Genomic DNA, 12564 nt, shown 5'->3' on the forward strand with positions numbered 1-12564 from the left:
GACCCGGGGCCGATGGACACCGCGCCCGTGGACGCCGCGCCGATGGACACCGCGCTGACCCGGCTCACCGGCGTCCGGTATCCGATCGTCCAGACGGGCATGGGGTGGGTGGCGGGCCCCCGGCTGGTCTCGGCGGCCGCCGACGCCGGGGCGCTGGGCATCCTCGCCTCCGCCACCATGTCCCCGGAGCGGCTGAGGTCGGCGGTACGGGAGGTCGCGTCGCGTACCGAGGCGCCCTTCGGCGTCAATCTGCGGGCCGACGCGGGGGACGCCGCGCAGCGGGTGCGGATCATCATCGAGGAGGGCGTACGGGTGGCGTCCTTCGCGCTGGCGCCCAAGCGCGAGTTGATCTCCCGGCTGAAGGACGCGGGCGTGGTGGTCATCCCGTCCGTGGGCGCCCGGCGGCACGCCGAGAAGGTGGCGGGCTGGGGCGCGGACGCGGTGGTGGTGCAGGGCGGCGAGGGCGGCGGCCACACCGGCGCGGTGGCGACCACGGTGCTGCTCCCCCAGGTCGTGGACGCCGTGGACATCCCGGTGGTGGCCGCGGGCGGTTTCCACGACGGGCGCGGTCTGGTGGCGGCGCTCGCCTACGGGGCGGCCGGGATCGCCATGGGCACCCGCTTCCTGCTGACCTCCGACAGCACCGTCCCGGCCGCGGTGAAGGCCCGCTATCTGGCGGCGACGGCCTCGGACATCACGGTCACCACGGCGGTGGACGGGCTCCCCCACCGGATGCTCCGCAGCGACCTCGTAGCCTCCCTGGAGCGCTCCGGGCGCGCCGCCGCCCTCGTACGGGCCGTGCGCCACGCGGCGGCCTTCCGGCGGCTGTCCGGGCTGAGCTGGGCGCGCATGGTGCGCGACGGCCGGGCGATGCGGCGCGGCTCGGGGCTGTCCTGGAGCCAGGTGCTGCTGGCCGCCAATACTCCGATGCTGCTGAAGGCGGCGATGGTGGACGGCCGCACCGATACCGGCGTGATGGCCTCCGGGCAGGTGGCGGGGGTGATCGACGATCTGCCGTCGTGCGCGGAGCTGGTGGAACGGATCATGGCCGAGGCCGCCGAGGCCCTGGACCGGATGCCGGGCGGCCGTACAGTGGGGTGAAAGCGGCCAGACCAGGACATGGCACTGGAGGAGGTCATGGCCGACCCCAAGGGCTTTCTCACCACACCACGCCGCCTTCCGCCGCGCCGCCCGGTGGACGAGCGGGTCCGCGACTGGGACGAGGTGTACGTCCCCGGCGGACTGCTGCCGATCATCACCGCGCAGGCGGACCGCTGCATGGACTGCGGGATTCCGTTCTGCCATGACGGCTGCCCGCTGGGGAACCTCATCCCGGACTGGAACGACCTGGTGTCCCGGGACGACTGGCGGCGGGCGAGCGAGCGGCTGCACGCGACCAACAACTTTCCGGAGTTCACCGGGCGGCTGTGCCCGGCGCCCTGCGAGGCCGCGTGCGTGCTGGCGATCAACCAGCCCGCGGTGACCATCAAGAACGTCGAGGTCGCCATCGCCGACCGGGCCTGGGAGAGCGGCTACGCGGTCCCGAAGCCCCCGGAGCGGCTGTCGGGGCGGACCGTGGCCGTGATCGGCTCGGGCCCCGCCGGGCTGGCCGCCGCCCAGCAGCTCACCCGCGCGGGACACACGGTGGCGGTGTACGAGCGTGACGACCGGGTGGGCGGGCTGCTGCGGTACGGCATCCCCTCGTTCAAGATGGAGAAGCACCATCTGGACCGGCGGCTGCGGCAGATGCGCGCCGAGGGCACCAAGTTCCGTACCGGCGTGGGCGTGGGCACCGATGTGGACGCCGCCGAGCTGAGGGCGCGCTATGACGCGCTGGTGATAGCGGTGGGCGCGCGGGCCATGCGCGAACTGCCGGTGCCGGGCCGGGAGCTGGCGGGAATCCATCAGGCGATGGAGTACCTGCCGCTGGCCAACCGGGTCCAGGAGGGCGACTACGACCGGCCGCCGATCACCGCCGAGGGCAAGCACGTGGTCATCGTCGGCGGCGGGGACACCGGCGCGGACTGCCTGGGCACGGTGCTGCGGCAGGGCGCCGCCTCCGTGACCCAGCTGGACATCCATCCACGGCCCGGCGACGAACGGGCGGAGGGCGAGCCCTGGCCCACGTACCCCAAGATCTACCGGATGTCCGCCGCGCACGAGGAGGCGCGGGAACGGGCGGCCTCCCCGGAGGCCGACGTGGACGCCCGGGTGTTCTCGGCCACCACCGTGCGCTTCGAGGGGGACGCGCCGGGCCCGGGGCGGCCGCACGGCAGGGTCCGGGCGCTGCGCCTGGTCGGAGCAGTCCCCGAGGGGCAGCGGGGGCGGGCGGAGGCGCCCGGGGACGGACGAGGCGGCGAGCGGGTGCTGCGGGCCGATCTTGTGCTGCTCGCGCTCGGCTTCAGCGGTCCGGAGCGGGACGGCGGACTGTGCGAGCAGCTCGGCCTGGACCTGGACGCGCGCGGCAACATCGCCCGGGACACCGGTTTCGCGACCGGCCGGGAGGGGGTCTTCGTGGCGGGCGACGCGGGCCGGGGGCAGTCGCTGATCGTGTGGGCGATCGCCGAGGGGCGCTCGGCGGCGGCCGCGGTGGACCGTTATCTGGCGGGCGACACCGCGCTCCCGGCCCCGGTCGGACCGGCGGACCGGCCCATGACGGCGTGAGCCGGGACGCGGGGCGGGGTTGAGGGAACGTCCGGTCCCCGGTGAGTACTGTGCGAGCATGAACTCGCAATCGCCGCTTCTCCCCCTCGCCGACGGTGTGCACCTGTGGACTCCCACGCCCAGTGCGGGCTGGGGGCTCGCCAACTGTGGGCTGATCGTGTCCCCCGATGGCGCCGCCGCCTGGATCGACACCCCCTACGACCGGCACATGGCCCAGGACTTCCTGGAGCGCAGCCGGTCGCTGCTGCCCGAGGGAGGCGGGATCGGGCGAGTGATCGTCACCCATGCGAACGGTGACCATCTGTGGGGCGCGGAGGTCGTGCGCGGTGCCGAGGTCGTGGCCACCCGCGAGGCGCTCGGCCACATCGAGTACGAACCGGCTCCGCAGCAGCTGCACGCCATGGTGCGCGGAAGCGACCCGGCGACCCCGCTCGGGTGGTATCTCCAGAGCCACTTCGGACGGTTCGACTGGGACGGCACCGAGGTCGTCGAGCCCACGACGACGTTCACGGGCGAACTGGACCTGCGGATCGGGCAGGTGCCGGTGGAGCTGACGGCGCTGCCCGCCGCGCACACCACCGGCGATCTCATCGCGTATCTGCCCCAGCAGAAGGTGGCGTTCACCGGCGATGTCATCTTCGCCTCCAGCTCCCAGGATCCCGGCGACCACGCGGTGCACTGGGCCGGTCCGCTGGACAGTGTGATCGCCGCCTGTGAGCGAGTGCTGGACACCGGCGCGCAGACCATCGTCCCCGGCCACGGCCCGGTGCTGGACCGGGAGGGCGTCCGCGGCCACATCGGCTATCTGGAACACATCCGGGACCGGGCGCACCAGCTGCACGCGGCCGGGGTCCCCGCCCTGGAGGCGGCCCGCAAGATCATCGCCGAGAACGCCTTCCCCCGGCCGGGACTGCCCGAGCGCATGGTGATCACGGTGGGCACCGAGTACCGGCATCTGAACGGCGGGGAGGACCGGCCGGACATCGTCGCCATGATCGCCGATGTCGCCCAGGTGGCCTGGGACCTGCGGCAGGGCTGACCGCGCGCCCTCACCCGCCGCGTTGTCAGACCCGGCGGATAGCGTTTTCGGTGTGGGCGGCAAAAGGCCGCCCACGGCGAGGGGTTACGCTCCCGTGCGGGTCGGAGCGGAGGGAAGGCAGTGGCACAGGTAGCGGGGGAAAGCCGGCACGCGCCGGGCCGGGGGGTGATCGACCTGGCCGACCGCCGGGCGCTGCTGGCCTGCGGGCCCGACGATCCGGCGGTGGCCGAGGAGGGCCGCAGGCTCAAGGAGGCGGCGCTGCTGGACTTCGGGGTCAAGGACAGCGTGGTGTCCTCGTGGCTGTACGCGAAGTGCCACCACCAGATCCCCACCACGGCGGTGGACACGGCGGCGGTGGTGGCCACGGGGGACGGCAGCTGTCTGCTGCTGTACAACCCGGAGTTCTTCGTCGCGATCGGGCCGAGCGGGGTGCGCTTCGTCCTGTTCCACGAGGCGCGGCATCTGATCCACCGCCATCTGTACGTGGACGAGGACCTGCGCGCCGACCCGGTCTTCGACCTGGCTGCCGAAGTCGCGATCAACCATGTGGCGCTGGCCCGGCTGGCGCAGGGCGGTCTGCCGACCCGCGAGGTGCCGGACGGTGCGGGCGGCACCCGCCGGGAGCCGGTGGGCGTCGATCCGCGCGAGGTGCACCAGCGCTATGTGGCCGATCTGCGCGAGCAGGGCCTCGAGCCGCTGTCCTACCGGCACTTCACCGAGACTGACCTGAGGATCTACGGCGAGCTGAAGCGGATGCGCACCCCTCCGGTGCCGCCGGTCCTCTGTATCCATATGAGCCCCGGCGGGGACGGCGAGGGCGGTGAGGCGAACCGGCCGCCGATGGACGCGGAGGCGGTGACCTCGGCCGTCGAGGAGACGCTCGCCGAGGTGATGCGCGGCGCGCTGCGCGGCGAAGGGCTCGCCCGGGACGAACTGCTGGCCCTCGCGGACCGCACCACCGGCGGCGGCAAGCGGCTGGAGACGATGTGGGGGCGGATGGGGCTGGGCGCGCTGCGCGGTGAGACGCAGCGGACCCGGCGGGTGGAGTGGTGGCGGCGCTGGCTGTCCGACACCCTCGCCTCCAAGCTGCGCGAGGGCGAGCGGCTGATCTACCCGAAGAAGCAGGGAGCGGTGCTGCTGGCGCTCGGGCACGATCCGATGCTGGCGCGGCGGGGCGCGGAGCGCACCAAGGTCGTGGTCATCGCGCTGGACACCTCGGGGTCGATGCCCCAGCCGGTGATCGACTGGATCACCTCGCTGGTGGGCCGCGCCGAGGGGGTCGAGAGCCACTGGCTGAGCTTCGACGGCACGCTGATGCCGTTCGTCCCGGGCCAGCGGGTGCGTGGCGGCGGGGGCACCGACTTCCAGCAGGTCGTGGACTACGTGGAGGGTCGGCGGGCCGTGGACGGACGGCGGTTCGAGGAGCGCGCCGACGCGGTGATCATGGTCACCGACGGCCACGCCCGGAAGGTAACCCCGGCGGAGCCCGACCGGTGGATCTGGCTCATCACGGACGGCGGTGACGACTGGCCGGAGCGGCACGATCCGCCGATGGCCTGCCACCGGGTGGTCACCGGCGACAGCTGAGCCGAGGAACGGTCCCCGGCCGCCGGGCGGAGCGGGGACGCGCAGGAACGAACGACACGGAACAACGGGGGATTCAGTCACCGTGAGCAGTGTGGACACGACGGCGACAACGGCGCCGCCGCCGGGGCGGACCGGAGCCCGGCTGGAGCAGTTCATCAGCGCCATGATCGCGATGCGGCAGACCGGCCAGGTCTTCGGCGAGCACGGCATCGGCAAGACATCGACATTTCTCTCCTACATCCCGAAAGCCCATCCGGGCACCGAGGTGATCCTGGTCCCGGCGGCCAACCTCACCCCCGACGATCTGCTGGTGAACGCGCCGGTGCGGGACGAGCGCACCGGGGAGCTGGTGCTCACTCAGCTGATCATGCGCCAGCTCAACCCGGGCGTCCCCTTCGTGCTGCTCATCGACGACTCACTGCAGGCCGGGGAGACCATCCAGTCCCAGCTGATGCAGATCGCCTGCAACTGGACGCTGGGCGAACACGATCTGCGCGCGCTCGGCTGTGTCGGGGTGTTCCTCGCGGACAACGAGTCGCTGGCGGAGACCAGCGCCCGGCGCAGCGATCTGGCCGTCCTGGACCGCATGGTCACCCTGCGGATCACGGCCAATGACACCGCCTGGCGGTCCACGCTGGCCGAGCGGTACGCGGACTGGGACCTGACCGGGGTGTTCCAGATCTGGGCCGGGCTCACCCCGTATCTGCGCTCGCTGCTCGCCCCGCGCACCCTCCAGCACGTCCTGGACTGCGCCCGCGCCGGGTTTCCGCTGTCGTGGGGGCTGCCGCTGGTGGGCGGGGTGCGGCTGCGGCTGCGCGACCGAGGTGCCGACGGCACGCCCGGCCCGGACCGCACCGCCGAGCTTCTCGACGCCATCGCCGGGGCCCTGGGCCTCGCCAACCCCGCCACCATCCCCGACCCGGTCCGGTCCATCCTGCGCACCGCGGTCCGGGAGAACTGGGCGGTGCTGCTCCAGGGCCCGCCCGGCTGCGGCAAGACGGAGATCACCAAAGCGGTGGTCCGCGAGGAGAGCGGCAGCGATCCGGTGTACTTCTCGCTGCCGGTGACCAACGTGGAAGACCTGTGCGTGCCGATCCCCACTCCGGACGGCACGCTGGACACCCTGTTCAGCCGGGCGCTGATGGGGCCCGACGCCAAGGTGATCGTGTGGGACGAGTACAACCGGCCCAAGGACAAGGCCACCTTCGCCAAGCTGATGGAGGTCACCCAGGAGTGGTCGCTGGCCGGGCGGCCGATCCCGGGGCTGCGGGCCCAGGTCGCGCTGCAGAACCCGCCGTACCACCTCGGCCGCAAGCTGCTGGTCAGCAGCAACAACGTGGCCCAGGCCAGCCGGTTCACGGTGAGCTACGAGGTGAGTCCGCAGGACATCCCGGCCAACGAGTGGCTGATCGCCACCTACGGCGAGGTGGCCGAGACGGTTCTGGAGTGGTGGAAGAACGACATCGACGACGAGGGCCGGGACTGGATCACCAAGCGCACCCTGGAGCGGCTGATCAAACTGCACCACGCCGGGCAGCCGCTGGAGACGGGGCTGATCTATCTGGGCGAGGGCGAGTACGCCCCGGTGCCGCTGTCCAAGCTGGAGGCGCGGCTCGCCGAGCGGGCCGAGCAGCGGGTGATCGGTCTGCGGGAGATAGCGCGCGACGTGGACCGCTGGGAGGCCCGGCTCGCGGCCGCGTCCGAGACCTCGGCCGAGGGGACCAATGACACCGATCTGGTGCACCAGGTGTTCGCCAACGCCGAGGTGTCCCAGCTCAAGCGGAACGCCGAGGTGGTCGCCCGGCTGCTGCGCCATATGCCGCCCAAGCTGCGCGCCGCCCACATGGTGGGCCAGTCGCCGGAGCGGCAGCGGTTCTGGATCGGCGCGCTGGCCCGGATGACCGAGCTGTCCGGCGCCGGATGAGCCCGGTCCCGCACTCCTCACCAGCCTCTCCCCCTCCCCGCTTTCACGTCGGTATCGAACGATGAACGGAGCGCACCCCGCGTGGTGACCTATGAACGGGACGCCCTGGTGTCCACCGCCTTCCAGCTCGCCGGGCCCTCCCTCACCCCGGCGCTGTTGCCCCGGCTACGGCAGGAGGCCCTGACTCTGCTCCGGTCCCGGCTGCGGTTGCCCGCACATCTGGTGGACGAGGTGTTCGCCTCCGGCGACCGGGAGCTGCTGGAGGTCCTGGCCGGGGCGCGGGTCGGCGCCGAGCGGCAGGCCGTCATGCTCCGGCTCGCCGAGCTGGCCGACCCCGGCCTCGCCCGGATGCTCTACGAGGGGCCGCTGCCCGGCTCGTGGCGGCAGGACCTACGGAGTGCGGTGCTCCGCGCGGCGGCGGCGCGTCCGGCCGACCCCGGCTGGCGCGCCCCGGACGGCCTCGTGGACTTCCTGTTGTCCGCCACCGGGCCGGACGACCTGCGCCCGGCGCTCGACGCGCCGTTCCCGGAGGTGGTGCGGCATGTGATCGAGAAGATCGGCACCACACTGGACATCCCCCAGCAGCTGAGGGCCTGTCACGCGACGCTCGCCCACGGCGGAGTGGCCGAGCTGGCCGCCCTGGCCGACGTGCCCTTCCTGCACTCGGCGGTGACGGATGTGGTGCGCCTGGCGGCAGCGGCCCAGGACCCGGCTGCCGTGCTGGAGAGGGCCGAGCAGGTGGCGGCCGAGGCGGCTTCCGAGGACGAGGCGGCATCCGTCGCGGAGACGGCGTCCAGCGATGAGAAGACGCCCCAGGGCGAGGCGGCAGCCCGGGAAGCCGGGGAGGACGCACCGCCGACCGGCGATGAGCTGGTGCGTCGCCTCCGTGAACTCACCCAGGGGTACGGGACGTTCCCGCTGGGTGCCGTGGACTGGGAACTGCTGCTGGCCGAGCACAGGCGCGAGCCCTTCCCGTGGCTCCCGCTCAAACTGCTGGCATCCCGCCCGGACTGCCCGGATGAGCTGGTGCTGGCCGCGTACCGCCGGTCCTCCCACCTCCCGGACACCTCCCCGCTGCCCTGGCTGTTGCTCACCGAGGCCGACTGGAAGGACGGCTACTACCACGACCGCCTGGCCCATCTGCTGCGGCGCGGCATCCGGGAGGGCGCGTACCCGGTGGACCGCGTCCTGGCCGAAGTGCGGCCCGCCTCCCGGGTCCTGGCCTCGCTGCCGTACCGCACGGACCCGCTCGGCCCGGCCATGGCCGCGCTGCTGGAGCCGCTGGGCGACGGCTTCGCGGCCTGGCGGGCGCTGTATTCGCTGCTCCCCCGGTTCACGGGGACGAGTGCGGAGCTGGTCGCCGCCGCCGTCGAGCAGCAGGCCAAGCACCGTGGCAAGAGCTGGCCGAGGCCGCTGGAAGCCGAGTATCCGGTGAAGCGTCCGGAGGGCGCCCGCGCGGTGTTCCTCCAGCTGTTCCAGCAGGCCACCGAGGAGGTGCGGATGGCGCTGGCGCCCCATCTGGACCGGCGTTGCGTCCAGCACCTGCTGGTCTTCCACCAGCCCTCACCCGCCCTGCGCGACCTGTTCGTCAGCCTCCACGGGTCAGCAGCGCTGGCCTGCGTCGCCTCCGACTTCGAGCTGCCCGCCGAGAAGATCGAGGAGCTGCTGCTCCACGACGACCCCGAGATCAACACCAAGCTGTACGTCTACACGGCGCTCACCGACGAGCAGCGCCGGGGCATCCTAGCGGGCCGCCGCTTCGGCGCCGCCCCGGGAACGGAGCCGCTGCCGATCACCGATGAGCTGATCAAGGAGATACAGGTCAGCGGGCGGCGGCACTGGCTGCTGCCGATCTGCGAATCGGGCGATCCGCGCCTCGCCCGCATCCTGCTCGGCAAGATCAAGCTGCATACGCTCGCCGGGCAGCTGCGTCTGCTGGTCAAGGTGTGGGAGCGGCACGGAGGCGAGGAGGTGCGGGGGCTGCTGGAGGAGACCGAGTTCCCCGAGCGCCGCAGCCGCAAGCATCCGCTGCCGAAGGCCACCCATGAGATCGTCCGGGGCGCGCTGGAGGCAGCGGACGGTCTGACCGTACTGCGCGCGGAGCTGGAGCGCTCCCGTGGGCCGGCGGGTCAGGTGGAGTTCCTGCGCTCCCAGGGCAGCACCGTAGACCTCGCCACACCGGCGCTGGAGCGGATGGCCGAGGAGACCGGGCCGGGGCTGCCCTGGGCGGAGCTGGTCCGGGAGCATGAGCGCGACCCGCTCCCCGACGCCCTGCTGGTGGTGCTCGGCCATGAGGACGGCTGCCCGGAGGAGTTGCGCGCCGACTGCGGTGTGGCGTCGCTGCGGCTCGATCACGACATGCATACGCACAAGTCCACCGGGCCCCGGCCGAGCCCCCTGGAGCTGGTGCGCCACCATCCGCTGCCGCGGCGCCACCGCCGGAACGAGTGGCTGGACAGGGCGGCCCGCCTCGGCATGCTGACCCCGCTGGACGTCCTGTACGAGGCGAGGCCGGCCGGGCACGCGGCCGCCTATCTGATGTACCGCCACGACCGCGCGCGGCAGGGCGAGCCGGACCCGGCGGCGCTCGCGGTCGGCCGCGCGGCCCTGGAGCTGGCCGCCACGCATCTGGGCGAGGACCCGGAGGCGTGGGCGCTGGCGCTGCGGCTGCTGCCCGACTTCACCGGCACCCTCCCCGAGCTGCTGACCACGACGGCCGCCATCGTCAGCTGACACGCCTCGTCACACTGAACGCTGTCCTCAGCCGAGCGCGGGTGGCAGATCCTGCTCGGCCCAGATGATCTTTCCTTCGCTGGTGTAGCGGGTGCCCCAGCGCTGGACCATCTGGGCGACCAGGAACAGGCCCCGGCCGCCCTCGTCGGTGATGGCGGCGCGGCGCAGATGCGGGGAGGTACTGCTGCCGTCGGCGACCTCGCAGATCAGCGTGCGGTTGCGCAGCAGCCGCAGGCGGATCGGGCCGTCGGCGTGCCGGATGGCGTTGCCGAGGAGTTCGCTGACCACCAGTTCGGTGGTGAAGACCGCCTCGTCCAGGTCCCAGTCGGCCAGGGTGCGGGCCACGGCGGCCCGCATCCCGGCGACCATGGCGGGGTCCGAGGGCAGCTCCCAGGAGGCGACGTGCCGCTCGTCCAGGGCGGTGGTGCGGGCGACGAGCAGGACCACGTCGTCGGTGGGGCGCGGCGGCAGCAGGGCGCGCATCACGGCGTCGCACGTGTGCCCCGGGTCGGGGTCGGCGGAGGCGAGGGCGTGGCGCAGCAGGTCGAGTCCGGTGTCGATGTCCCGTTCGCGGTCCTGGACGAGTCCGTTGGTGTAGAGGACCAGTCTGCTGCCCGCGGCCAGCGGGATCGCGGACGCCTCGAAGAGCCGTCCGCCGAGCCCGAGCGGCGGCCCGGCGGGCAGGTCCGGGATGGTCACGGTGCCGCCCGGGTCGACGACGGCGGGCGGCGGATGACCGGCCCGCGCCAGGGTGCAGCGCTGTGCGACGGGGTCGTAGACGGCGTACAGACAGCTGGCCCCGACCGCGCCGATGCCGCCGTTCCTGGCGGTCTCCTCCTGGTCGAGCTGGGCCACCACGTCGTCGAGCTGGGTGAGCAGTTCGTCGGGCGGCAGGTCGACGACGGAGAAGTTGTGGACCGCGGTGCGCAGCCGTCCCATGGTGGCCGCGGCGTGCAGTCCGTGGCCAACCACGTCGCCGACGACGAGGGCGACCCGGGCGCCGGACAGCGGGATGATGTCGAACCAGTCGCCGCCCACTCCGGCGTGGGCGGGCAGATAGCGGTAGGCGGCTTCGACGGCGTGCTGTTCGGGCCTGCCTCGGGGCAGCAGGCTCTGCTGCAGGGCCAGCGCGGTGGCGTGTTCGCGTGCGTACCGCCGGGCGTTGTCGATGGCGACGGCCGCCTGGCCGACGAGTTCGTCGGCGAAGGACCGGTCCTCGTCGTCGAAGGGGGCGGCGCCCTCCAGCCGCCGGAACTCGACCTGCCCCAGCAGCACCCCGCGGGCGCTGAGCGGGACGGCCAGCAGGGTGTGGCCGGACGGCGGGCGGGGCCGCTCCTCCCGTACGGCGCTGACCGCGACCCGGCGCATGCGGGACCGCGCGTCGACCGGCTCCTCCCCGCGCAGCACGGACTCCAGCAGGTCGACGGTGGTGAAGTCGGCGAAGCGCGGGACCGCGACGTCGGCCAGTTCCTCGGCGGTCCGTGACATGTCGAGGGTGGTGCCCACGCCGACGCTCGCGTCGTAGAGGAGTTCCAGGCGCGCCAGGGCGGCGTCGGCCTTGTCGGTCAGCGCCTGGAGTTCGGTGGTGTCGCGCAGGGTGGCGACGCTGCCCCAGAGCTGTCCGCCGCCCGAGGTGTGGCGCTGGTTGACGACCAGCAGCCGGTCCCCCACCTGGATGACCTCGTCGGTGACGGTCCGGCCGGAGGCGAGCAGTCCGGCGGTCTCCGGCGCCAGACCGGCCTCGGTGATCCGCCCGCCGCGCACTTCCGGCGGCAGTTTGAGCAGCCGCCGGGCCTCGTCGTTGGCGAGCACCAGCCGCCCCTGGCCGTCGAGGATGAGCACGCCTTCGCGGACTGCGCGCAGCACGGCGTCGTGGTGTTCGTACATTCTGGTGATCTCGGTGGGGTCCAGCCGGTGGGTCTGGCGCCGCAGCCGTCTGCCGACCAGCGCGGCGCCGCCCGCGCCGAGGAGGAGGGCGAGCGCCGTGCTTCCGTAGAGCACGGGCAGTTGGCGGCCCACCGATACGGACACGCCGGGAAGGATGACCCCGACGTTGACGATGCCGATGACCCGGCCCCCGGCGCCGGTGACGGGGACGGCCGCGCGGACGGAGGGGGCGGAGAGCGCGACGGCGGGGACCTTGTCGGTGAAGGGCCTGCCCCCCGTGGCCGGAAAGAGGGGAATGTCGGTGTGGGTGCCGATGAGCTTCGGGTCGGGGTGGGTGTAGCGGACGCCCCGGGGGCTGGTCACCACGACGTAGGCGACGCCGGAATCGCGCCGGAGTCTCGTCGCGTAGGGCTGGAGGACCCCGGAGGGGTTACGGGACTCCAGCGCCTGCCGGACGCCGGGGGCTGCCGCGAAGGTCTGGGCGAGGTTGAGGGCGCGCCCCCGGGCCTGGCTCTCGTGTCCGCTGCGGGCCTGAAGGACAAGGGTGGCTCCGGTGGCGAGCACCAGCAGTGCCACGATCACCAGCATCAGGGCGCACACCTGCCCGGCGACGCTGCGCAAGCCCAGGGCCGAACGCACCTTCACAGGGCTTTTTATCTCACATACGCCGATACATCACACCTAGTGACATACCGTGTGCTGACCGGCCGTCATCCGCCATCGGAGGGAC

General features: G+C 73.0%; 7 protein-coding genes. 6 read left to right on the top strand and 1 reads right to left on the bottom strand.

The features are described 5' to 3' along the window. Positions 1-12 precede the first annotated feature (12 nt). The 6 genes from ACFV9T_RS21980 to ACFV9T_RS22005 all read left to right on the top strand — a co-directional run bounded on the left by ACFV9T_RS21980 (position 13) and on the right by ACFV9T_RS22005 (position 9947). Positions 13-1101 carry an NAD(P)H-dependent flavin oxidoreductase gene (locus ACFV9T_RS21980; RefSeq protein ID WP_385442922.1) on the top strand — a complete coding sequence of 363 codons (1089 nt, stop codon included), beginning with the start codon at positions 13-15 and terminating at the stop codon, positions 1099-1101. 36 nt (positions 1102-1137) lie between these two features. Beyond that, positions 1138-2664: a glutamate synthase subunit beta gene (locus ACFV9T_RS21985; RefSeq protein ID WP_385442867.1), complete on the top strand. Its 1527-nt coding sequence runs from the start codon at positions 1138-1140 to the stop codon at positions 2662-2664. A 58-nt stretch (positions 2665-2722) separates the two neighbouring features. Then, complete coding sequence (locus ACFV9T_RS21990) at positions 2723-3703, top strand: MBL fold metallo-hydrolase (protein ID WP_385442869.1); 981 nt, start codon at positions 2723-2725, stop codon at positions 3701-3703. 120 nt (positions 3704-3823) lie between these two features. Further along, the gene (locus ACFV9T_RS21995; RefSeq protein WP_385442870.1) at positions 3824-5290 is read left to right on the top strand and encodes a hypothetical protein; all 1467 of its coding nucleotides are present in this window, start codon (positions 3824-3826) and stop codon (positions 5288-5290) included. A 163-nt stretch (positions 5291-5453) separates the two neighbouring features. Then, positions 5454-7214, top strand: a complete 1761-nt coding sequence (locus ACFV9T_RS22000; RefSeq protein ID WP_385442924.1) for an ATP-binding protein — start codon at positions 5454-5456, stop codon at positions 7212-7214. Positions 7215-7295: 81 nt separating this feature from the next. Beyond that, entirely contained in the window at positions 7296-9947 is a 2652-nt protein-coding gene (locus ACFV9T_RS22005; RefSeq protein WP_385442872.1) for a hypothetical protein, read from the top strand. A 27-nt stretch (positions 9948-9974) separates the two neighbouring features. On the opposite strand, the gene ACFV9T_RS22010 is transcribed toward ACFV9T_RS22005, so the two are convergent. Next, on the bottom strand, positions 9975-12473 hold the full coding sequence (locus tag ACFV9T_RS22010) for a SpoIIE family protein phosphatase (protein ID WP_385442927.1): 2499 nt from the start codon (positions 12471-12473) through the stop codon (positions 9975-9977). Positions 12474-12564 lie beyond the last annotated feature (91 nt).

The sequence above is a fragment of the Streptomyces sp. NPDC059850 genome, assembly GCF_042731515.1.
Classification (GTDB): domain Bacteria; phylum Actinomycetota; class Actinomycetes; order Streptomycetales; family Streptomycetaceae; genus Streptomyces.